At 58.4% G+C, this 19603-nt stretch carries 29 protein-coding genes; 2 read left to right on the forward strand and 27 right to left on the reverse strand.

Translation table 11 applies throughout. The features are described 5' to 3' along the window. The 27 genes from FQ182_RS13070 to FQ182_RS13185 all read right to left on the reverse strand — a co-directional run bounded on the left by FQ182_RS13070 (position 1) and on the right by FQ182_RS13185 (position 17737). Entirely contained in the window at positions 1–504 is a 504-nt protein-coding gene (locus tag FQ182_RS13070) for a DnaT-like ssDNA-binding protein (RefSeq protein WP_149411871.1), read from the reverse strand. 59 nt (positions 505–563) lie between these two features. After that, positions 564–1154, reverse strand: coding sequence for a hypothetical protein (locus FQ182_RS13075; RefSeq protein ID WP_149411870.1), 591 nt, complete (start codon positions 1152–1154; stop codon positions 564–566). A gap of 46 nt (positions 1155–1200) precedes the next feature. Further along, positions 1201–2163, reverse strand: a complete 963-nt coding sequence (locus FQ182_RS13080) for a major capsid protein (protein WP_149411869.1) — start codon at positions 2161–2163, stop codon at positions 1201–1203. Positions 2164–2175: 12 nt separating this feature from the next. Continuing rightward, complete coding sequence (locus FQ182_RS13085; protein WP_048375938.1) at positions 2176–2904, reverse strand: hypothetical protein; 729 nt, start codon at positions 2902–2904, stop codon at positions 2176–2178. Positions 2905–2988: 84 nt separating this feature from the next. Then, entirely contained in the window at positions 2989–3459 is a 471-nt protein-coding gene (locus FQ182_RS30235) for a DUF2829 domain-containing protein (protein ID WP_149411868.1), read from the reverse strand. Between the two features lie 13 nt (positions 3460–3472). After that, positions 3473–4561 carry a minor capsid protein gene (locus tag FQ182_RS13095; RefSeq protein ID WP_149411867.1) on the reverse strand — a complete coding sequence of 363 codons (1089 nt, stop codon included), beginning with the start codon at positions 4559–4561 and terminating at the stop codon, positions 3473–3475. After that, positions 4536–5954: a DUF4055 domain-containing protein gene (locus FQ182_RS13100; protein WP_149411866.1), complete on the reverse strand. Its 1419-nt coding sequence runs from the start codon at positions 5952–5954 to the stop codon at positions 4536–4538. The genes FQ182_RS13095 and FQ182_RS13100 overlap by 26 nt, the downstream gene beginning before the upstream one ends. Next, positions 5951–7273 carry a terminase gene (locus FQ182_RS13105; protein WP_149411865.1) on the reverse strand — a complete coding sequence of 441 codons (1323 nt, stop codon included), beginning with the start codon at positions 7271–7273 and terminating at the stop codon, positions 5951–5953. The genes FQ182_RS13100 and FQ182_RS13105 overlap by 4 nt, the downstream gene beginning before the upstream one ends. After that, entirely contained in the window at positions 7248–7724 is a 477-nt protein-coding gene (locus FQ182_RS13110; protein WP_149411864.1) for a DUF2280 domain-containing protein, read from the reverse strand. Before FQ182_RS13110 ends, FQ182_RS13105 begins: the two co-directional genes overlap by 26 nt. A 31-nt stretch (positions 7725–7755) precedes the next feature. Next, a complete protein-coding gene (locus tag FQ182_RS13115; RefSeq protein ID WP_149411863.1) occupies positions 7756–8379 on the reverse strand; it encodes a putative metallopeptidase in 624 nt (207 codons plus the stop codon). Continuing rightward, on the reverse strand, positions 8345–8815 hold the full coding sequence (locus FQ182_RS13120; protein ID WP_149411862.1) for a proteasome subunit beta: 471 nt from the start codon (positions 8813–8815) through the stop codon (positions 8345–8347). Before FQ182_RS13120 ends, FQ182_RS13115 begins: the two co-directional genes overlap by 35 nt. 52 nt (positions 8816–8867) lie before the next feature. Further along, on the reverse strand, positions 8868–9140 hold the full coding sequence (locus FQ182_RS13125; RefSeq protein WP_149411861.1) for a hypothetical protein: 273 nt from the start codon (positions 9138–9140) through the stop codon (positions 8868–8870). 1 nt (position 9141) lies between these two features. Further along, positions 9142–9465 (reverse strand): peptidase M48, Ste24p, encoded by a 324-nt coding sequence (locus FQ182_RS13130; RefSeq protein WP_149411860.1) that lies wholly within the window; start codon positions 9463–9465, stop codon positions 9142–9144. A gap of 314 nt (positions 9466–9779) precedes the next feature. After that, a complete protein-coding gene (locus tag FQ182_RS29735) occupies positions 9780–9944 on the reverse strand; it encodes a hypothetical protein (RefSeq protein ID WP_178114443.1) in 165 nt (54 codons plus the stop codon). A 133-nt stretch (positions 9945–10077) separates the two neighbouring features. Continuing rightward, entirely contained in the window at positions 10078–10764 is a 687-nt protein-coding gene (locus FQ182_RS13135) for a hypothetical protein (RefSeq protein WP_149411859.1), read from the reverse strand. Further along, complete coding sequence (locus tag FQ182_RS13140) at positions 10761–11405, reverse strand: recombination protein NinG (protein WP_149411858.1); 645 nt, start codon at positions 11403–11405, stop codon at positions 10761–10763. Before FQ182_RS13140 ends, FQ182_RS13135 begins: the two co-directional genes overlap by 4 nt. Further along, positions 11402–11569: a hypothetical protein gene (locus FQ182_RS29740; RefSeq protein WP_178114444.1), complete on the reverse strand. Its 168-nt coding sequence runs from the start codon at positions 11567–11569 to the stop codon at positions 11402–11404. The genes FQ182_RS13140 and FQ182_RS29740 overlap by 4 nt, the downstream gene beginning before the upstream one ends. Positions 11570–11744: 175 nt before the next feature. After that, positions 11745–12161, reverse strand: coding sequence for a recombination protein NinB (locus FQ182_RS13145; RefSeq protein ID WP_149411857.1), 417 nt, complete (start codon positions 12159–12161; stop codon positions 11745–11747). Then, on the reverse strand, positions 12158–12313 hold the full coding sequence (locus FQ182_RS29745) for a hypothetical protein (protein WP_178114445.1): 156 nt from the start codon (positions 12311–12313) through the stop codon (positions 12158–12160). Before FQ182_RS29745 ends, FQ182_RS13145 begins: the two co-directional genes overlap by 4 nt. After that, positions 12310–13038 (reverse strand): hypothetical protein, encoded by a 729-nt coding sequence (locus FQ182_RS13150; protein ID WP_149411856.1) that lies wholly within the window; start codon positions 13036–13038, stop codon positions 12310–12312. Before FQ182_RS13150 ends, FQ182_RS29745 begins: the two co-directional genes overlap by 4 nt. Next, positions 13035–13415 (reverse strand): phage protein NinX family protein, encoded by a 381-nt coding sequence (locus FQ182_RS13155; RefSeq protein WP_149411855.1) that lies wholly within the window; start codon positions 13413–13415, stop codon positions 13035–13037. The genes FQ182_RS13150 and FQ182_RS13155 overlap by 4 nt, the downstream gene beginning before the upstream one ends. Next, positions 13412–14197 (reverse strand): hypothetical protein, encoded by a 786-nt coding sequence (locus FQ182_RS13160; protein ID WP_149411854.1) that lies wholly within the window; start codon positions 14195–14197, stop codon positions 13412–13414. Before FQ182_RS13160 ends, FQ182_RS13155 begins: the two co-directional genes overlap by 4 nt. Next, positions 14184–15152, reverse strand: a complete 969-nt coding sequence (locus FQ182_RS13165) for a phage replication protein (RefSeq protein ID WP_149411853.1) — start codon at positions 15150–15152, stop codon at positions 14184–14186. Before FQ182_RS13165 ends, FQ182_RS13160 begins: the two co-directional genes overlap by 14 nt. A 1-nt stretch (position 15153) precedes the next feature. After that, on the reverse strand, positions 15154–15999 hold the full coding sequence (locus FQ182_RS13170; RefSeq protein ID WP_149411852.1) for a ParB/RepB/Spo0J family partition protein: 846 nt from the start codon (positions 15997–15999) through the stop codon (positions 15154–15156). Positions 16000–16035: 36 nt separating this feature from the next. Then, positions 16036–16869, reverse strand: coding sequence for a hypothetical protein (locus FQ182_RS13175; RefSeq protein WP_149411851.1), 834 nt, complete (start codon positions 16867–16869; stop codon positions 16036–16038). A gap of 123 nt (positions 16870–16992) precedes the next feature. Then, positions 16993–17463: a YmfL family putative regulatory protein gene (locus FQ182_RS13180; RefSeq protein WP_149411850.1), complete on the reverse strand. Its 471-nt coding sequence runs from the start codon at positions 17461–17463 to the stop codon at positions 16993–16995. 64 nt (positions 17464–17527) lie between these two features. Then, the gene (locus FQ182_RS13185; RefSeq protein WP_149411849.1) at positions 17528–17737 is read right to left on the reverse strand and encodes a Cro/CI family transcriptional regulator; all 210 of its coding nucleotides are present in this window, start codon (positions 17735–17737) and stop codon (positions 17528–17530) included. Between the two features lie 91 nt (positions 17738–17828). On the opposite strand from FQ182_RS13185, the gene FQ182_RS13190 reads away from it, so the two are divergent. Further along, the gene (locus tag FQ182_RS13190; protein ID WP_149412013.1) at positions 17829–18590 is read left to right on the forward strand and encodes a helix-turn-helix transcriptional regulator; all 762 of its coding nucleotides are present in this window, start codon (positions 17829–17831) and stop codon (positions 18588–18590) included. Between the two features lie 563 nt (positions 18591–19153). Further along, on the forward strand, positions 19154–19597 hold the full coding sequence (locus tag FQ182_RS13200; RefSeq protein ID WP_149411847.1) for a DNA-binding transcriptional regulator: 444 nt from the start codon (positions 19154–19156) through the stop codon (positions 19595–19597). Positions 19598–19603 lie beyond the last annotated feature (6 nt).

The following is a 19603-nucleotide window of genomic DNA, read 5'->3' on the forward strand; positions in this document are numbered from 1 at the left end:
CTATGCGCGGATTGCGAACAGCCCGCGCTTTTGTAGGTAGTCGGCAAACTGGGTAGCGCTCGGTCGATCCGGCGCCGCCGGCAACAGTCGACCGCTGGTGTTGGAAATCGTGGCGTACTCGCGTGTTACCGCGCCTTCGACACGCTCCAGCGTTACAGCACCTTTGCGCTTGTCGATTGGGTCGATGTCGTCCTGATGGATCTCTGCGGCCAGGGCCATCTGGCCGTACTGGATTCGCGCCGGCAGGTAGTTGTCTGGCTTGATCTGGCAGTCCAGCTCAACCCCCCGACGCGGCCAGGACAGGGCTTGCTCGCTGCTCATCTTGCGGCCTTTCCAAGTCTTGCCATCCATCGCCAAGGCAGCCCGGCGCAGCAGCGCTTCCTGCTCGGGAACACTTGCGGGGATGACCGTGCCGAATTTCACGGCATACAGGGCCAGGTCCTCGGCGCTCGCGTAGCTTTCGGCGTCAGGCTTGCCGGTACCGTCCTCGATGATGAGTGTCATGCGTCAACTCGCTGGAATGGTTTGTAGATTGGCCGCCGGGTGACCGACAGCCAGCAGTATTACTCCTTGGTCAGCTCGGCGACGAGCTTTTCCAGGGATTCTTTGGAGGCGTTGCCCCGATACTGAATCTTGGCTTCGTCGAGCTTTGCTTTCAGCGCCGAGATTTCACCGGCCTCATCAGCTGGCGGCGTGAGAGCAGACTTCTTCAGCGCTTCAACCTCGGCGCGCAGCGCGTCGACAGTCAAGGCCAGGCCGTCACGTTCAGTGGTCAACTCACCAACCGAAGCATGAATGGTGCCCAGCACATCAAACAGGCGTAACGCCAGTTCCCCAGACTCTGGACGGTGGATTTCGCCAGCCTCCAGGCCGTCGACCAGCAGAACCATTGCGCCACTCTCGTCTTGCAGAGCGGCAAGCAACTTAGACAGTCCTCCAGATACCGCCGCCTGCGTGCCGACAACAACAGGCTCTGGCAACGCAACCACCCCAACATCGACGCCAGCATCTTCGTATGCCGTGACGATTTCGGGATAGTCACCTACCACGGTCACTGCCGTTGCATTGCGCTCAATACTGCGGAATAGGCCCGGGACGCGGTAACGCTTGCCAGGCTCAAAGCCGTCAAGCTGGTTTGTATAAACGAGTTCCATCGGAATCTCCGTGGCGGCCATCGCTGGCCGCTTCCTGGGGTGGTTATCAGACGCCGACTGGTGGCGTGGTGGTGAGGTTGATCATCACGCCGGCGGTGACCTTGTTGCTGTCCGAGTGCTTGACCCAGTTCGCCGCGGAGCCGACGGCCGCCAGGGTTGGGTTGGTGCCGCCGGTGGTTTCCTTCCAGCTGTAACCCAACACATCGATGTTGACGGTACCCTCGGCGCGGTAACCGATAGCCAGGTTTTCCTCGTCGTTCACGTCGTACGAGCGGAAACCCGGGGCCTGTGATTCGGTGATGACCACGGCATTCGGCAGCAGGCCGAAGATCGCATCCACTGGCGCCTTGTCGGTCACCAGCACCGGCTTACCCAGGGTGCCAGGCAGGCCGCCGTAGATAACGACGCCCGCTTCTTCGTAGACTTTGTTCGCAATCGCTTCATCAACGATGTCGAAGTAGGCCGACGAGTGCATGACCCACAGCGCGATGCGACCGAACTTGTCACCGAATTTGCGCATGCCACGGGTCAGCGTCTTCTTGCCGTCGGTTTCGATGTTGGCAGACACCACCATTGCGGCGTTGGAACCGATGGCAGCCTTGAGCGCGCCGGTGGCGTACTCAATGAAGCCTTCGATGGTAGCGTCAGCGACGTCGGCGCCGATGATTTGGGAGAACTCATCTACCGCACGACCGCGACGCTTGAACGCCTCTTCGGTGGTTTGGTACGGGCCGTATTTCCATGGAGCCTTGACGCCTACAGCTTCGCCAGCGCCGATTTTCTTGGCGGTGACCTTGCCGTCGGAGTTCACATCGCGGTGTTCCAGGCCACCCCCGAGCTTGTAGAACGCGCGCTTGCGGAAGTCGCCTTGGATCAGTTCGTTGTCGAGGACGATTGCGCCGTTGGACGAAGCGTTAAACACGTCCAAGTTGTCCTGAATGCGCTCCAGGTATGCAGTTTGCGCCTCATCGTTGTAGATGATCAGGTCGCTGTTGACAGTTGTAGCCATGGGTATTTCCCCTTACTTGGGCAATGCGAGATATGCGGTTTGGCCGTGCTTGCGCTGGAAATCGCGCTTCTGCTCGGAGGTCATTTCGGAGCGCTTGGATGCAGCCTGGCCGCCGCCCCCGCCCGGGGCATGTGTCCCTGAAGCCCTTGGCCACAGGTGGGGTGCGCTTTCGCGCAGAGACTCGGCCCATTCGAGCGGAGTCAGAGGGGTCTTGCCGTCTTTGCCGAGGATGGTCTGGCCATGCTCATCGACAGCGACCGCTTCGCCCTCTTCGTTCAGAGAGAACACGCCTTTGGCGCGCAAGATGATGTCGTCGGTGGCTTCCGGCAGTGCGCCGGCCTTCAGTGCTGCACCACGCACCGAGTCGCCCAGGACTTTGCCCTGGAACTTGGCGGCGAAGGCTTCAGCCTTCTCAGCGCGACCGGCGAGCGTCTTCAGTTGCTTGTCGTGCTCACCACGCAAGCGCTCGGTGCGCTTATTGAACACCTCGTCAACCTTGCCCTCGGTCAGCAGCTTGGTTTCTTCATCCTGTCCGGCGCGGCTGAGCAGGCCTTTGACGGCGTCGATGTCGATGCCTTCGAACTGGGTTTCGAACTGGGTCAGCTTGCCGGAGGTTTCCTTCAGCTTGCCCAGCAGTTCCGAGTTCTTGGTTTTCAGTCCGGAAACGGATGCTTCAACGGCAGTCGCGATAGCGGCCTTGATTGCCGGGTTTTCCAGGTCGATTTCGTTTTCTTCTGCCACGTTGATGCACCCCTTGGGTATGTTTCGCCCGCTTTGCAGGCAATAAAAAACCGGCTCAGGGCCGGCTTGGTGAATTCAGTTCAATCAGTCGATCAATTGCCAGTCATCGGCGAGCACATCGGTTTGCGAGGCAAGCCATGGAACAAAGCACTGATCGGCTGTTTTCATGCCAATCCACGGGAGAGGGCGCAGCGCTTCATGCTGAAACGAAACTGTGTCAGCAAGGTCTGCCGGAACAAGTTTCAACCACATGCCCTTGCCATTCCAGCCGACACGCGAAACGCGCTTGCCCAGCTTCAAGGCTTCAACCGCAAGACCGAAGCTCATGCCGGCAGTCGGACGATAGGCGTTATCGAACTGAGCCTTGGGTGACCAACTGATGTAACCCGCATGGTCTGGGTGGTTGGATGCGCCACCGTCGGTGTACTCAACCAGATAGCCGTCGTCTGCGCCGTTCTCGTCAGCAGGCAATGTCCAGCCTCGATACTCGTTGTAAGCGAGACGAGTCATCGCCAAGGCCAGAATAATTTTGGTTCCGATAAAGAGCTGAGTCATGGGTATCTCCTGGTTAATTTATGCCTGCTCGCTCAAAAGCCAGCGGCTCTAGTCCTTTCATCTGCACCAAGGTCAGCGGCGCGAAGTTGCGATCAAGCTGCAGCTCTGCAAATCGCTCCATGGTCAGCCCACCCTCCCGGAACAGCTTGGCCCGGACTGGGCCGATAGCAACGTCCTGGAACGCAGCCGGCTGCTGCTGGAGCCAGTGGTAGTAATCGATGTCAGCACTGACCTGCTGGCCGCCGTCTGCGCCCACCGAGGCACGCGTTGCGCCCTTGGCGAACATCGCGCTGAGCTTGGTCAGGAGAATGAAGGTAGTGCGGCAGTTCGGGTGGAATGGCGGCCTTGGGCCGGAATCCACCGGAAACTTGCGCTTGTCCATAGAGCGGCAAAGCTGACTGGTTTTGCTGTCCAGCGTGGCCACCATCTGGATTTCTTCCACGATGTCAGTGTTGGCCTTGGCCACCTCCATGCGCGCCTGGGACGACACATGCTGAATCGCGGTGTGCACGACAGTGCTGGCGTTGCGATTGGTGGTCGCCAGGATGCCGTCTTTGTAGCCTGCCGCCTTAGTGCCGCGAATGTTGCGGATGATCTGGAAGTTCGTCTGCCCCTCGAAGAAACCCTGCCGAATCGTGCCGGTGACGCGCTCTCGCTCGGCGCCGGTCCAACCCTTGATGAAGGACTTCAGCAGCTTCCCGCCGCCGGTGCCGCGCACGCTGAGTGGATTCGTCAGCACTGCGGTTCGGATTGTCGCAGCCGCCGGGGCGACCACGTCCAGCGAAACCCCAACCGGTGCTGACCTGGCAAGACTGGTCGCCTCGAACTCAGCCTCGTAATTGGCAATGTCCACCAGGTCGAGGTTGAGTTGAGCGCTGTAGCGGTCGAATATCCCCAGCAGCAGGCTATCCACCTCTTTCAGCAGCGCCTCAAGGCGTTTGACGTTGTACTCGGTCAGGTCCGACTGGGTCAGCCGGTCGCGGATCGAGCGATCGATCTCCTTGAGGAAGGGGGCGAACTTGCCCACCTCCCCCGCCTTCAGCTTTTCGAGGAAGACCGCGTGCCGGATGGTGGCGTCATGGATTGCTTGGTTTGCCGCCATTTGGTGTGTCCTCGTTGTCCAGGCCCAGGCCGTCGCCCTGCTCCTGCAATTCGCCGTCGATCTGCAGGTCAGTGCGCTCTGGCGCGATCAGGCCCAGCTTCCGCAGGTAGGCCCGAAGGTCAGCCTTCGCGAATCCGCCGTTCTGCCACAAGCCGACCAGGGCCGTGATCATCTGCGGATCAGCAGTCAGCTCGACGAACTCCTGATTCACCTGGTAGGCAACCTTCTTGTCAGCGATGCCCATGTAAGCGCAACACCACATGATTGCTCGGGTGTAAGCCTCGCTGACGTTTGCCACGCAGCCGGCCAGCACCGAAGTGGAAGCAGACTGATCGCCGCGGGACTCCGTAGCAGTCTTGGTAGCAAGAGACGCCACCACCATCCGGGCGCCCAGTTCGATCATCATCTGGTTTTTGTCGGCCATGGCCTCCTTGACCAGTGTGTTGGGCAATGGCTGCGCGTAGCCGAACTGACCACCGGCCGGCAGCATCATTGGCGCCCTGGAGCCGACATAGACGCCGTTCTTCTCCATCCAGTCGCGCCACTGCTCATCCAAGCCACTGATCCACGGCTGGGCCTGCCCACACCAGAAAACGCTATCTTCGTAGTCGGCACTGTTCCGGTAATGGCCCAGGTTGATCATGGCGATGTCGTAGAGCGGCGACTCGTCGATGCTTGGATCGTTGTTCTGTGCGCCGACGAAGGTGAACGGGATCTCCTTGAGGCGACCGGTTATACCCTCGGGCTTGAACTCGTCGATGACTGCCAGTGGCCCACCACCTTTCGGCCCAGACCGGCGCCAAACGCGGCAAACGAAACCGTCGTCTTCCAGCGCCAGTTCCCGGTACTGCTCAACCGTCTTGAAACCAAAGCCTTCAGGTATCTCGGGCGACTCGCGCAGCACCACCAGGGTCAACACGCTATGGCCGTTAACCATTCCCGTGCGCCAGTTGATGATGTCATCGGCACAGTAGGACAGGATCACCGAGTGCCCGCCGATGCTGTCGTCCTGGTGATAGTCGACGTACAGACCATGCCGACCAGCCTCAAGCACCTTTTCAAGCGTGCCCTGGGAGTGCTGGTAGATGCTGACGCCAGAACCGTTGGCGTTGTCCTGCAGGTATTCCAGTTTCTTCGGCGCCGTGAGCGTCGGATCTTTGTGGAAGGCTAGGCCCAGCAACCCGTTTCGGGTGTGCCCGGTAGCGTTCTTGAACACCGCCCGCTCGCGGTAAGCCCGGTTCCTGTCTTCGTTCTCCGGCGACTTATCGTGCGCGTTGATGTACGGGAGCCGATCGACAACCCGGTGCTGACCGGCACAGACGTCGCGAACGGTAGCCCAACGGCCCAGCGCTTCGATGTATTCCGCCCGCTTGAAGGAGACGTCGTTGCTCATCGGGCGTATCCCATTTTGATAGAGGTGACGATCGCTTTGATCGGATAACGCTTGGCAATGAAATAACCAGCAGCGTCGTTCATGTGGTCGTGACCCTTTTTCGGATCTTTGTCCGGCTCACCCTTGTCGGTGTAGGTCTGTCGCTCAAGACACAGGGTGAGCTGAGGGCATTGATCGATGTTGACCTTCAGGCGACGCTCGCCGTAGGCGTTCAGGAACATAGCGTTCACCGAGTTCACACGGTCTTTCACGCCCGGGTTTGTAGAGTCGACGATCACTGTGAACTTCGCTTTCTTCAGTAACGAAAGGTCGGACTCGCTCGCGTTTTTGCTGCTGGTGTTCTGCCCGCTGGCGTCGGGATATACCGCCACCGAGTGACCAGGGAACCGGGCCTGGATCTTCTCGATCATTTCAGGCGTGTCCCGCACGCCGTGAAACTCATCCAGGGCCATCGGAAGGTTGTCACGCACTACATAGACGACGGCTGCCATCTTCATGACGTTGAAGTCCATGCCGATGTGAAGCGCTTCGCCCGGTTTGATTCGTTCGCTGGTTCGGCATTCGTCACGATTGAACGTGTAGTAAACGACACCGGCGTAGTTTTCGAAGCCAGCCTCGTACTCTTGCCGGAAGGTGCGTGGGTCCATCTTCCTGCGAGCAGCCTCCAGCTCTTCAGGGGGAACGTTGCCGCCCTGCAAAGATGTGTACTGCCAACTCTTGTGATCAGGCTCGCCGCCTGGCTTGCCGTCCAGATAAGTGTCGTAGCAGTGGTTGAAGCCTTTCGGCGTGCCAATTCGCAGCGCATGGCCGCCCTTGCGCATCCCGACGCCAGGGATCTGGTACTGACAGGTCGAGAGCATCGGGCGAAGAACTTCTTCCCACGCCGCCCACGGGCAGTCTGCCCATTCATCCACCAAGACGAAGAACAGGCCGGAACCACGCAGGTTGTCGTAGTTGTCGAGCCCCACCACGCGCATGACGTGGCCTGATTTGAGCGTGATTGAGCATTCCGTCTCGTTCGGGCGGTGCGCACGCCACGCCTCAGGGATGGCTTGTTTGAGTCGACGCCAGAACACGCGCTTGGCCTGTTTGAACGTCGGTGCGCCATACCAGATCTCGTCCTCAACACTCACGCCCCACTCAGCAGCCAGACGGGCAGCACGGCGCATTTCGGCCTTGCCCAGGAACGTCTTGCCGAACCGGCGGCCACACACCGCATCGCGGAAACGGGCCTCAGGCTGGAACCCCCAGCAGTAAATGTTGGCCTGCTTGGGCGTCAGCTTTACCGGCGGGTCAAAGGTACGGGGTAGCGGGGACATTCTCATCAGGCTCCAGGGTGTACTCAGCAACGGCGTGCTGCTGGTCCGCTTGGGAGCCCAGAGGTTTCTCAGGTTCGAGGCGGCGATTCACGTAGACATCGCCCACCTCTTTGGCGGCCTGCTCGTACAACTGAGCGGTCAGCGCCAGGTTGCGCATGCTCTCGGCCTTCTCAGCCATTCGCCCCAGGCCACGAAGCCGATAGGCGCGGTTGGCGATCGGAATCTCAGCGGTCTCTTCTCGGAATCGCTTGCGGGTATCGTGAAACAGGGTCGCCCACTTCACAGCAAGCCCCTTTCCGGCCGACTTTGTCGGGTCATGCGTCTCGACCTGCTGGCGACTTACCACAACCCCGTATTCGTTCTTGACGGCTTCCACCACTTGGGAGGGGGTGTCAAAGCACGCCAGCGCCTGAACGATGAAGCTCTTCACCTCATTTTTCAGGACTGCCATAAATTCTCATCCGTCTAGAGCCTGTCAAGAATCAGGCCGATCTGAGCAGACAGGTTCCGCAGGCCCTCGCAATGTTCAATTTTCCCACCTCGGCAGGACTGTTTGCAGCATCCACCAACGCTTGAACGTCAGGGCTTGCACCGTAGCGGCGGACCACACCGACGAACTCTTCGACGTCGTGACCCTGCAGCTTGATCTTCGGTGCCCCGTCTTGGGTGAATGCTGGTTGACCGAACTTGTCGGTCGCATGAGCCAGGTGATACAGCTCGTGTTCGATCAGGGCGCAGAACTCAAGATCACTGCACTGGGCGCAGTAGTCGGCAGCCAGAGTGATGATAAAGGCCGGCACATCGCCGAACCAATCACGCATCTGCTGCTCCATCCGTGCTTTCTGCCAGCCGCCAGCGCGGAACGCTACCTGTTCGGCCTGGCCCAGGACTGTGCGGCCCTGCTTCTCGAAGCTCGACGAGGCCCACATGACCCGGATGTCTGCATCCAGTAGATGGGCATGGTCTTCGTTGTGAATGCTGCCGGTGTCGGCAAGGATCTCGGCTTGAAGCCATTCCCACACTTCGGGAGCCGGGGTCAGGCGGATACCGAAGTCGGAGAGGTCTGACAGCTCAAGCAGTGACGCCTGAGGCATTGGTCTTTGCATCAGCCATCCCCTCGTTGATGATCAGCGTCCTCACCAGTCCGCCGGTGCAAGTATCCCGCTTCTTTGCCATCTCTACGGCTTCAGCAGCAGTTGCGCCCATGTCCATCGCAGTGAGTGCATGAAGACCTCCACTGCCGATTGCGTAAGGTTTTCCACCAATCAGCTGGCTTTTCCAGAATCCGTCATCTGCATCGTTACCTGCGTACCACAACCCGTCCGCGTCAACGACGATGGCCGAGCACTGCAGATCGCGCGACTCAGGGGCCCCGAAGTAAGCGGCAACCAATCTCGGGTAGTGACTCGTCTTGCCGGCGAAGATGAACTTAACCCCCTTCTCTTCGTGGCACTTCTGGAAATCGTCGTACACAATTTCGGTATCGCGAGTGATCCGAGAGTCATAGGCGATCACGCCGTCTTTGTAGGCAATGGTCGTCATTCTGGCTCCAGTGTCGCGACACAATTTGCTGATGCGCGAAACGTGTCGCGCGTTACGGCCTGATCTCACACACATGCCCACGACGAGCCCAGGCATAAGCCACCATCCCGGCGTGGAGCATCGCGCTCATGGGGCTTACCCAGTGGCCTTGCATGGAGGTGACGAATGAACCGAAGGCGCCGATGGCGACCAGGTAGAACGCAGCACTGAGCAATGGCTGATCGATCGGTCGCAACCGCCGCAGGTAGTCGCAGGCGGCAAGAGCGACGACGAGGCACAGAGCCGCATCAAGCAAGCCCAGCGCAGATACAAGAATGCTGTTCATGTTATGCACCTCGCGCCGTTACGAACGCGCCCATTGCTGCCTTCATGGCTGGAATGATGTTCATCGCTGTCAGGCCGAGCACGAATGCCACGCCACACAACAGGTCATCATTCACAGCAAGGTCGAGCTTGGGGGCAAGCCATAACGTCACTGGCTGCGTCAGGTATACCGAAAACCCGAAGCCAGTGGCTACAGCGGTTGCCGCCTGGCCCCGGGTAAGGTCTTTCAGAAAACCAAGGGACAGGATGGAACCGATGAAAGCAGCCATGACCATGCCGTACTTCACCAGCAATACGCCGGCGGCAGTGCTCGTTGGTTCTGCCATTGGATACTCCATCATGAATAGATCAGCCCCGGCGGCACTCCCAGCTCAGAGCGAAGGGTGTGGCGGGGCCGAAAACAAGAAGGCCCCGATCAATGTCGAGGCCCTGAATAGGTGCGCGTGTCTTCCCACGCTGCCAGCCAAAGACCTTCCCGGCGTCGACACCCAAGTGCATCGATCTCGCTGCTCCTGTCTCGCGCCACCCTGGAAGCACAGTGAGGTCAGGGCGCGCGGGCTGCCGGTGTTTTTCCGTAGCGCTGCACTACCGGCTTATCAGCGTCCAGGCCTCCCGAGGGCTGCCCTGGCTGCAGGTAAATCTACAGATTCTTCTTGTGGATGCGCCAGCCCATGGCTACACCAGGATGTAGGTATTCGCCAGTTTGTGGGTTACGCGAGAAGTCGGTCTCACCAACCTGGCGTGCTACCGCCTCCCAAGCCGTTCTGGCGCGCTCCAGCAGATTGCCTTTGGCTTTCAGCTTCACGTACACCTCCAGAAGGTTGGATTCAAGGCAATAAAAACCCGGCGCAGTGGCCGGTTTCTTTTTAGTCAGTCCTACACACGCAGGAATGACAGGATGGGTATAATTTCTCTCACTTTCTCACTGTTGTCAATAGCTATGCCGCGTCCTGAACTAAAAGGCCTTCCTCTTCAAGAATCAACCGAACCTCTGCGAGCGCTTCCTTGACCATCAAGTTGAGCTCTTTCTTGATTCCGTCTCTCCAGCGATATCGGGTTGACTCGGGCGCCGCATCGATATCCCAAGTATTCATGTCGTAAAAGCTGTCAGGCAGGACGATCAGATCCTGATCCAGCGCCTCAAGCCTTGCGCGCTCCGACTTCCCGGCTGCAATCGCTGCGCCGATCAATTTATCGCGGCGAGAGTCATCGACCTCAAGAGGGATTTCCACCGTTACCGATGTTGGCCCTTTCCGCTTTGCTCCTTTCATCTTCGGGATCGACCAAGTGGTGACGGCCTTATGTACGAACAGCGCTGGTGCGGGGCTAGGCACCAGAGGGATGATGCCGGTGATCGCCTGCAACCGCCTGGCACGGCCAGTGCTGTACTTAGCCCCCAGCACGTCCCAGTGGCGAGGCTTGAGCATGTGGTGCAGTCGAGCAGCCAGCCAATAGTCAACCTGGGCTCGGTCCAAATCACCGCTACCAGAAGAGAGTGATGCAAGGCAGCCGCCATCCGCTTCGCTGGGGTTGTAGAGCTTCTGCCATGCCTGCCCCTTAGATGCGCCCTTCTCACCAGCGGCAAGCGCTGCAACGACCGCTCCTGATACGCTCGAATAAATCATGCTACCTGCCCCTTTTTCAGTTCTCTGGTCTTTGCCCGGCACTCGGCGGTGATGGTTTTCAGTTGCTCTATGGTCTCCTTGCGCGGCGCGTGGTCGGCTTCCAGCGCCTCTACAGCCTCCAGGCCGATGCGGCCGATCAGCCCTTCCCGGAACGCCTGCGAAACCGTTTGGCCCTTTCGGGCGTACTTGGACGAACCGGCATTACAGCTCTTGCACTGCAACCAAATATTGCTGGGCACCAGCCTTAACTCTGGCCGGGCGCCCTTCCCCATGAAGTGCCCTGCATCAAATGCGCCGCCGGTCTTCCAGCCTTGGGCCGCAATGATCGATTCCTGCGATTCGCCGCAACTGATGCAGCCGCTGCCGATGCTCAGCTCGTAGGTGCGCCGGTAGTCGCGCACGGCCTTCTCTGCGTCCTTCATGTGGTCCGACCTGGTCTTGAGGGCTTCCTTACGAACCTCGATGTCCCGGCGCCCAACATCCGCCAGGGCCTTGCGGGCTTTGGTTTGGTTAACGTCCTTGATGGCCAGGCCGCACTTCGGACTGCACACGGCCTGCCCGAGGCGCTGCGGGACGAATGTGGCCCTGCATGCTGGGTTCTTGCAGGTCTTTGGCTTGGGTTGTTTGCGCTCGATCGTCATAGCGCTTTTCTCGCTGCCCGCTCTACTTCTGTCTTCCGTTCGCGGCGCTTCTGCTCGAACTCCTCGATGGAGCGCTTGCGGCGCCGATCAATGAAGTGGCCTGCGATCAGGACGGTAACGAGCGCGAGGAAAATCACGACCCAGAACTGTTCTGCTGCACTCATGCCTGCATCCCCCTATCCCGGCTATCCGTGAGCAATGGCGTCTGACCCTCGGCCAGCTTCCAGTCGAACTTCTCTTTGCAGCCTGTAGCGCACTGACGCATGTTTAGGCTGGGTAGGTTGGTCATTGGCTCGCCGCAGTCAGGGCAAGGCTTTCCGTGTCCGTTGTCGTGGCTCATCAATAACGCCCTCCCCAGTTGTCCTTCTGCGTCCACCGCACCTGGTGCTCGGCGCCGAACGCGAAAACCCACTCAATCAACTCGGCGCATTGCTTCACGGTGAGCTTGCTTGTGCGCTCGTAGATGACGTCGAAGCCGTTGCCGTCTACCGCAGGGATCATCTGCGGCTTGTCGCCGGTCTCGCGCAGCCAGGCAGCCGTCAGCAGGCGCTTCCAGATCAGGACGTCCCACTTGCGACCGGCGTGATCGACTTGGGCGGCGATATCGGCCAGCGCCGCGTGCAGGGCCTTGTTCTGCTCGCCGCTGCGATCCACTTCGGTGATGGCCAGCTTCTTGGGCTTGGTGATGTCCATGCCAGCGATGTAGCCAATGGCCTTGTTGCGGTCTGATTCATTGCGGATCTGGAGGCTGGTCATGGCTTCACCACCCTGCATACCAGTTCAGAGCCGCCGATCGTGGTTTTGAATTCACCGGCATCATCACGCTGACTGATCGCCACGTTCATCAACACAAACATCCCCCAAAAACCTATCCCGAACAGCCAGCACATAAGTTTTTCAGCGCTCATGACTGCTCTCCCTTGCCAATGGCAGCGTCGACAGGAGTGTCAGCAGCGGCTACGCGATTGCGCATCGGGCTACCTTGCAAGCCTTTACGCCTCAAGTAGTCCAGTGCTTTTTCTGGTAGGTCGTTGCCCGGAGCGGCTTTGCGGAGGCTCTGGGCGAATTGCTTCGTCAGTGCGCACAAGTCGTCCACTATCGCAGCCAGCTCCCGCACTTCGCCGGTACGCTGAGCGAGGGCGCAGGACAGGCTGTAGATTTCCTGGCTGTCACCCACGCTCTCGCTCTTCCACTTTGATACCTCAACCTTCAGCTCTTCATTCACCCGCTCGTAGGCTGCGTAGCCGGTCTTGAGGCCGGCGATTTCGGCTTTGAGGGCGTCACGCTCGCTGGCAACATCAATCAACTTGGCTGCATTGCAATCGCATTGGCCGCGCCATTCGCCGAGCATGTCATGCACGTCACCGGTATCTCCGCAATTCCAGCAGGACGGGCCGTGCCGCCAAACCTCAAGCTCTTGCGCAAGCTCACGTTCGGTTTTGCTTCGCAACGTCTTCAGGCGCTCGTTCTCGGCCTTGAGCCGGTCGCGCTCGGCAATCAGGTCTGCGCAGTCACCGCGAAGCGAGCGGATGGCGCGCATGTGCGAGTCTTCTGGTTGGCAGCCGCCATGCGGCGAGCACATGCCCGGCGTCTGGCAGCGGGACATTGATTTTCGGCAGATCATGTCAGTCATGACAGCAGCTCCTTTGGCACGCTTACGGTGTCGCCAAGCTTGGCGTGAGCAATTGCACGCATGGCCGCAACGAGAAGGTTTGTATGCTCGAAATAGGCACTCTCGCCTTCCTGATGCGCACGCCAAAGAACACAAGCGCCATTCCAGTCCCAAGCGCTCGGCTCAACGGTTAGCTCTTCGGATTCGATCAGTGGGCCGCCCTGGCTCCAGTTGTGCGAAGGGTGATAAGGCCCGCAGCCACGGCCAGGCAGATCGATGTAGATGTATGGCGGCTCGCTCGGGTAAATAAGCGCTGGCAAACCCTCAGCCTTTGCCACAGCCCAATCCAGCGCCGCACCAGTCAGATCGCTTGTCTTCACTTCCACGAATTCGGTCATTGCGCCGCCCTCTTCAATTCCAATTCTTCGGCCTGCTTGATCAGCAGCGCCCGGCGCTCAGCCAATTCATTGGCAGCGTCGATACGCATCTCGTCCTTCCTTGCGGCAGAGGCCGTTCGCATCTCCATCATCGAGTCCTTCACGCCCTTGAGCTTTTCGCGCACTGCTGGTGTTTGCCGGGTCACTTCGCCGGTAATCAGTCCCGCCAAGGCGCGACCGTCTTCGGTAACCGGCACTACCCGCAGATCAGCCAGGTACCTCTGCCCGTGCTCTTGTGGGATTCGCTGCATCTGCACAGCCTTGGTGATGGCCTCGACACGGCGATTGGCATCGAAGCCCACCGAGACGTGCCAGTTCACCGGCTTCACATCATCCCGAGCCTGGGAAACCAGTCGCTCGTAAGTGCTGATGAAGGCCATTCGCGCACCGACCTTGTCGCCGGCATCGAGAACCGGCTTTGCCGCGCCCAAGGCGATCTGGATTTCGTCGGTCAGCACCACGGTTTCGAATTCGTCGTTGGTGGTCATGGCGATCGCCCATGCTTCATCCTTGCCTGGGCGACCGTCCTCGGCCTGGATACGCTGCATGATCGCGCCAAGGGTGAACTTTCCGGTCAGCTCCCGGCGGCAGGATTGCAGGGCCTTGCGGATGTCCTGCGGCGGGAATGCAGCCAAGTCTTCGGCCATCAACCGGGCGGCGGTGGCGCTGATGGTCTGGCCCAGAGTTTCGGCGGTGGCGCAGATGCCTGCCGCCAACTCGGCAAGGTTTTCAGAGGAAAGCATTGCGTTTCTCCCCATCGAGAATGAGCCGGGCGGCTTCCTGCGCGGCGTTCATGTTGGCTTGGGTGTCTTCGATCTGGCGGGCAGTGCGAGAATTCATCTGGCGGCCGGTGGCCCACTGGGTGTGGTATGCCTCGGCTTTGGCAATCAGGTTGTTCAGGCTGTGGCAGTCGTTGACAATGCGGGCGTCGTTGATCGTGAGGTAGTACGCAGCCACGCTATGGGCGACTTCGACACCCAGGCGGTCAACCAGCTTGCCGAGGATTCCACCGGCTGCTGCGTTCCACACCGGCCAGCACTGGTAGCGCTTGCTGTAGGCCATGGCGTAGTTCGCCCAGGCCTTGAACGTTTTGCACGTTTGGTCTTTCGGCCCTGGCATGTCGGCTGGGATTTCAACGCGGGGCGCTTCGGGTTGATCAGCCACCAGCACCAACACACCGGGCTGGGTCGGCTTGTCCGAGCCTTCCGGCAAGCTGTGACTGGTACCCTGATTGGTATCCTGATTACTGGTATCTTGATTTGTCGGAGATTTATCCGACCCTTGCTCGGATTTTTTTCCGACCTTGCTCGGAGATTTCTCCGAGGTAGATCGGATATTTTTCCGAACCTTTGAGGCTGGCGGGGTCGGATATTTTTCCGACCCGTCTTCTTTCTTGTTCCACTCGGCTGCCTTTTTGGTCAGACGGAAAAGCGTGATGTTTGCTGTGCTGGACAGGTCAATTAAACCGGCCTCCTCAAGCGCTTTCAGCATGCGGTAAGCGGTGTCAGGCTTGTCGGTTAGCAGAGGCAACTCTTCTACGATCTTCGCTTTACTGAGCGCAAAGAAGATGCCGTTCTCTGTCTTTACTGGAGTCGTCCAGCTTGGGCATGAGTAGATGAAAGCGAACAAGAGCGCTTGCTGCGAGTTCAGACCCCACTCAAGAGACTTCACTTGGTTGATAGATAGCGTGAACTGCATGTTAGGCCTCCACCGCGCTAGCGATATCTGAGAGGCCTTGCAGTACTGGGAGAATGGCGGAAAGTCGCGCCTGAATGGTCGCGTCTGCCTCGATCAGGTCAGAAAGAAACTGACCAGCAAAGCTAGGCACGCCAACCTCGCTACGCTCCACGTAGCGCCCTATCAGCTCTACCTGAGTGATGACGCTAAGGATTAGGTCAGATGCGCGAGCTTGCTCCTTAGGAGGTGCCTTGGCCGCCTTAGAGGCCTGCTGAATAGACTTCTTGTCTCCGGCCGCAACAGATGCCTGCTGATCCTTTGGCAGCACCAGCAACGCCAAGGCGCCCGATACCGAGGCGCGCCCTTCATCCATTGCCTGGACAAGCTCAGGAGCCGCTTCGTTAGCGACACGCTTTGCTTGCTCGTAGGTTTTGCCGTTACCGAATCCTGCAGCTTTTGCTGCAATGTCACGAGTCTTTCCGGATTCTGACAATGGTGGAAAATTTTCCACCGTTTTGTCGGATGGACGACCAACCCGATCACCAAGCTCGCGCTCAATGGCCTCGCCAATGGCAACGCGCTCGGACGGCGTGAAGTCCTTGCGGAATTCATTCTCGGCCAGTTCGCCTTGCAAGATTGAATCGAGGTGAACGGTGCGGACTGGAATCTTTTCCCAACCGATGGACAGGCAGGCGCGCAGGCGGCGCTCACCAAAAACGAGGCGATACCCGGAGTCGATGCCGATTGGCTGCAAGAGCCCAATCTCTGAAATGCTTGCGGCCAGGCTTTCAATGTCGCCGAAGTCCTTGCGGAATCGATTCGCGACCTTGATCAGGGATGCCTGGCACTGAATGATTTGATCGGCCATTTTTTGACAGGGGACGGTTTCCCGCCCCCATCCTATTTAGATGAAGGTCGGGAAGGTGTCGTCGACTCGCATAACGTTGGTCGCGTGCTTAATAGGCTTGCCACGCAGCTCTGCGTTCCATGTGCGAATCAGCGCGCCGATGACTTGGCTGCGGTGGATCGGGCGACGATCCACTGATGCGGCAAAGCAGCGATTACGCAGGTACAGAAGGTTGTCGTTGACCCCTTCGACGGCGCCTACCATGAAGCGCTCTAGGAATCGCTCAGCCAAAGCTTGGTTGCGCTGACTTGCGTAGAAGTAAAACATTGCAGCGATTGAGCGCGGAACGGGCGATTGCCGAGGTAGGGTTTGGCCGTACTCGGCGGCGGCGATCAGCAGCGGGTTGCGTTTCACGAATTCCAGGACATCGGTCTTCTCGGCTTTGCCGGGAAATCCAAATTGCTCCTTCTCGTAATCAATCACCCAGGTGGTGGCGGTCGCCAGCATCTTGCAGGTCTCAACAGGGAGGCCTAGCTGGACAAACAACACATCCGACTTCTGGCGACCTTTGCCGCTGTCGAGTACGTCGAAAATGCTTTCGTCAAAGCCTCGCATTACGACGCAAGTGACGGTGATACCAGATTGAAGAATGGCATGTAGGCGGTGCTGACCATCCAACAAGCTGCCCCCCTTTGAGAAGCGGATGGGGTCGCCGGTCATCTTCCATCCGCCCTCTCGGATCGCTTTTTCGAGCTTCGCGACGTGCGCCATGCTTGCCGCCCGGTTCCCGGTGTTCCGCTCAAGCCAGGCGCGGGCGATCTCGGGCGTCACCTGCTCGACGGTAATTGCTGGACCGTTTACGTTGATGGCGTTTTGGGTTAAATTGCTCATGTAGATTTTCCTTTCGTTACGCAATCAGCCAGGCCACGAACCTGGCTTTTTTTGCGCCCGCAATTTGCGGTTGGGGTTTTGCGCCACGTTTTGTAAAGCGTGAAAACGTGGCGCGGCATGGTTTCAAGCTCTTGCCTTGTGCAACTCAATCACCGCCGCCACAGCCTCAAGGCTCGCCGACATGTACTTGGCGTGCAGGGCGCGGATTTTCTTTGCTTCGGTCGCGTTGATCTCGCCGTCTTCCAGGGCGGAAGCGACCATCTGGTCAAGGGCACCACGCTGCGCCGATGCAGCCAGCGAGCGCTGATATAGATCGACGTTGTCCAGCTCCCCCGCTTCCGGGATCTTCACGAACACGCCGCCGTACATGGCGCAGATGTAGTCGGGGAGGAATGTGGTTTGGGCTTGGGTTTCGAGCACGCAGACTTCGTCATCAGTCAGCCGCTTGACCCCTGCCGACTCATAAATCCGATTCTTGAAACGCTTGAAATCTTCCTCGCCAAGAAATGCTGCGGCGCAAGGAAGACCGCCTGAGACGGCATTGGCGGCAGCAATCACTGCTGCCCTGCGGGTTTCTAGCACTGGCGACTTCATCGTCTAGTTTTTCCTTGGCTCGGTTGCGTTCAAGATGGCTTCAATGGATCGGCGGACTGGGGTGTCAGGCGGCTGCCAGGGGTATGGTTGGACGCAGATCACGAGCCTTGATTGCCCCATGCGTGATGATCTCGGCGCGCATTGCGACTTCGGCTGCGCAGCCGTGAAGGCCGCGAACCCACCCGCTGACAGTGCCCTGCTTTACGCCAAGCGCAGCCGCGGTCGCGGATTGCGAGCCGAAATGCTCGACGAGCTTCTCAAAAGGTTTTTTCATGATTCTCCGCCCATATAAAGGGATGCCTTTATCTTATGGCAAAGGTATACCTTTTTGCAACTTCAAAGGACAACCTTTAACTTATCTACCTATGGAATTAAAAGATCGTCTCAAGCAAGCACGAAAGCATGCTGGCCTTACCCAGGCTGAGCTGGCCGAGCGCGCCGGTATAAAGCAAGCCTCTATTTCCGAAATTGAACGAGGGCTGACCAGGTCGAGCAGTCACCTGGTTCGATTGGCTCAGATATGCAATGTCGACCCTGTGTGGCTGTCGGAGGGCACTCGCTTTCCTGATGCGCAATGGAAGGCGGTGACGGGAGGAGTGCAGCCACAACTGGAAAAACCTCCCGGCATAGAGTCAAACGCCAGCGCCCTTAGGTCAATTGATGGATGGGACGAAAAAACGCCCCTCGATGACGATGAGGTAGAGGTTCCGTTTCTTCGGGAGGTGGAGCTGGACGCCGGATCTGGACGGTTCGTTATTCGGGAGGATGAGGGCGAAAGCCTTCGCTTTCGCAAGAAGAACCTTAGAGATAACAACGTTCAATTTAATCAGGCGAAGTGCGTAACCGTTCGCGGCAACAGCATGACTCCCGTGCTACGCGACGGCGCAACCGTGGGCGTAGATCTCGGCAAGACGGGCCTCGGCGACATCATTGACGGCGATCTGTACGCAATAAACCACAACGGGCAGTTGCGGGTTAAGCAGCTATTTAGGCTACCTACCGGGATCAGACTGCGCAGCTTCAATCGCGATGAGCATCCAGATGAGGATTACAGCTTCCAGCAGATGCAGGATCAGCAGATAGCCATCCTTGGGCACGTTTTCTGGTGGGGCATGTACGCCCGGTAGGGAAAGCCGTGCCGCTGCGGTCGTGCAGGCGCCGCAGAAATTTTACTGGGCAATCACCATAATTCAATGAATGCGCGGCAATTTTAGAGTTTGTAGAGGCTCGTCAACCTGATTATGATGCCGCCGGTCGGACGGCTCGCATTAGGGGCCGCGGAAATAGCCGCTTGCAAGATTCAAATAAATAATCGTTATTTACGTCGCTGCGTTGGCACCATACTATGGTGTCACCTATAAGATTTATAGGTATTCATGATGAGTAAAAAGCCGCTATGGACAAGGCAGCAGCTAGAAGATCTTGTGCACGTCTTGGCGCAGGATTCGAACAGGGTGGTGTTTCGTGAGCATTGCATGGAACGACTTTCCCAGCGCGGCGTCACTGTCACTGAAGCATTGCGCTGCTTGCGTCGAGGATCCATTACCAGGGGTCCCACGTATGACAAAAAACACAAGAATTTTGAGTTTAGGATGAGCGAGCCGCCTCCGCGCGATATCGTCTGCATGGTTGTGGCCGTAAATCCAAGTCCTGAGCCTGGCGAGCTGTTCGCTATCACGGTATGGGAGGTATGAAAATGTACAAGTACACAGGTAGCGGCCTGGATGGCATCTTCCTGAAAAATGGATATACGATTGTTCAGACGTCGTACGGTCCAGGCGTGCGAATCGATGACGTAGACGGACTACACCGCGCCATTGCGCGGGACGTCATTCGCCAAAGAACCCCAATGACGGGCCACCAATTTCGCTTTTTGCGAAAAGAACAAGACCTGATCCAAGAAGAAGCCGCAGCAATTTTTCGGGTGGACGTTCAGACGATTGCTAACTGGGAGAAGCGTGGCGTGGAGGAGATCCCCGGACCTCCCGATGTGGCAATGCGAGCCTTTTACTCGGCATTCATTCACGCTAACTTCGGACCGATTCTGTTCGAGCCAAATGCCGAGGCACACGAAGGCGCAGCCTTTGAGAAAGATGGCGATACCTGGAAAGAATCAGTAGCGATGGCGGCTTAAAAAACC

The organism is Pseudomonas sp. ANT_H4, from assembly GCF_008369295.1.
Classification (GTDB): domain Bacteria; phylum Pseudomonadota; class Gammaproteobacteria; order Pseudomonadales; family Pseudomonadaceae; genus Aquipseudomonas.

What these genes read in the sequence shown, in the direction of transcription:
- FQ182_RS13165 (WP_149411853.1), bottom strand. Translation starts at nt 15,152, where the DNA reads ATGCAGTTCACGCTATCTATCAACCAAGTGAAGTCTCTTGAGTGGGGT.
- FQ182_RS13155 (WP_149411855.1), bottom strand. Translation starts at nt 13,415, where the DNA reads ATGACCGAATTCGTGGAAGTGAAGACAAGCGATCTGACTGGTGCGGCG.
- FQ182_RS13115 (WP_149411863.1), bottom strand. Translation starts at nt 8,379, where the DNA reads ATGCAAAGACCAATGCCTCAGGCGTCACTGCTTGAGCTGTCAGACCTC.
- FQ182_RS13150 (WP_149411856.1), bottom strand. Translation starts at nt 13,038, where the DNA reads ATGACTGACATGATCTGCCGAAAATCAATGTCCCGCTGCCAGACGCCG.
- FQ182_RS13120 (WP_149411862.1), bottom strand. Translation starts at nt 8,815, where the DNA reads ATGACGACCATTGCCTACAAAGACGGCGTGATCGCCTATGACTCTCGG.
- FQ182_RS13075 (WP_149411870.1), bottom strand. Translation starts at nt 1,154, where the DNA reads ATGGAACTCGTTTATACAAACCAGCTTGACGGCTTTGAGCCTGGCAAG.
- FQ182_RS13105 (WP_149411865.1), bottom strand. Translation starts at nt 7,273, where the DNA reads ATGTCCCCGCTACCCCGTACCTTTGACCCGCCGGTAAAGCTGACGCCC.
- FQ182_RS13130 (WP_149411860.1), bottom strand. Translation starts at nt 9,465, where the DNA reads ATGGCAGAACCAACGAGCACTGCCGCCGGCGTATTGCTGGTGAAGTAC.
- FQ182_RS13200 (WP_149411847.1), top strand. Translation starts at nt 19,154, where the DNA reads ATGAAAATGTACAAGTACACAGGTAGCGGCCTGGATGGCATCTTCCTG.
- FQ182_RS13180 (WP_149411850.1), bottom strand. Translation starts at nt 17,463, where the DNA reads ATGAAGTCGCCAGTGCTAGAAACCCGCAGGGCAGCAGTGATTGCTGCC.
- FQ182_RS13070 (WP_149411871.1), bottom strand. Translation starts at nt 504, where the DNA reads ATGACACTCATCATCGAGGACGGTACCGGCAAGCCTGACGCCGAAAGC.
- FQ182_RS13185 (WP_149411849.1), bottom strand. Translation starts at nt 17,737, where the DNA reads ATGAAAAAACCTTTTGAGAAGCTCGTCGAGCATTTCGGCTCGCAATCC.
- FQ182_RS13145 (WP_149411857.1), bottom strand. Translation starts at nt 12,161, where the DNA reads ATGACCAGCCTCCAGATCCGCAATGAATCAGACCGCAACAAGGCCATT.
- FQ182_RS13170 (WP_149411852.1), bottom strand. Translation starts at nt 15,999, where the DNA reads ATGGCCGATCAAATCATTCAGTGCCAGGCATCCCTGATCAAGGTCGCG.
- FQ182_RS13175 (WP_149411851.1), bottom strand. Translation starts at nt 16,869, where the DNA reads ATGAGCAATTTAACCCAAAACGCCATCAACGTAAACGGTCCAGCAATT.
- FQ182_RS13110 (WP_149411864.1), bottom strand. Translation starts at nt 7,724, where the DNA reads ATGGCAGTCCTGAAAAATGAGGTGAAGAGCTTCATCGTTCAGGCGCTG.
- FQ182_RS30235 (WP_149411868.1), bottom strand. Translation starts at nt 3,459, where the DNA reads ATGACTCAGCTCTTTATCGGAACCAAAATTATTCTGGCCTTGGCGATG.
- FQ182_RS13095 (WP_149411867.1), bottom strand. Translation starts at nt 4,561, where the DNA reads ATGGCGGCAAACCAAGCAATCCATGACGCCACCATCCGGCACGCGGTC.
- FQ182_RS13140 (WP_149411858.1), bottom strand. Translation starts at nt 11,405, where the DNA reads ATGACGATCGAGCGCAAACAACCCAAGCCAAAGACCTGCAAGAACCCA.
- FQ182_RS13190 (WP_149412013.1), top strand. Translation starts at nt 17,829, where the DNA reads ATGGAATTAAAAGATCGTCTCAAGCAAGCACGAAAGCATGCTGGCCTT.
- FQ182_RS13125 (WP_149411861.1), bottom strand. Translation starts at nt 9,140, where the DNA reads ATGAACAGCATTCTTGTATCTGCGCTGGGCTTGCTTGATGCGGCTCTG.
- FQ182_RS13100 (WP_149411866.1), bottom strand. Translation starts at nt 5,954, where the DNA reads ATGAGCAACGACGTCTCCTTCAAGCGGGCGGAATACATCGAAGCGCTG.
- FQ182_RS13160 (WP_149411854.1), bottom strand. Translation starts at nt 14,197, where the DNA reads ATGCTTTCCTCTGAAAACCTTGCCGAGTTGGCGGCAGGCATCTGCGCC.
- FQ182_RS13080 (WP_149411869.1), bottom strand. Translation starts at nt 2,163, where the DNA reads ATGGCTACAACTGTCAACAGCGACCTGATCATCTACAACGATGAGGCG.
- FQ182_RS29740 (WP_178114444.1), bottom strand. Translation starts at nt 11,569, where the DNA reads ATGAGTGCAGCAGAACAGTTCTGGGTCGTGATTTTCCTCGCGCTCGTT.
- FQ182_RS29745 (WP_178114445.1), bottom strand. Translation starts at nt 12,313, where the DNA reads ATGAGCGCTGAAAAACTTATGTGCTGGCTGTTCGGGATAGGTTTTTGG.
- FQ182_RS13135 (WP_149411859.1), bottom strand. Translation starts at nt 10,764, where the DNA reads ATGATTTATTCGAGCGTATCAGGAGCGGTCGTTGCAGCGCTTGCCGCT.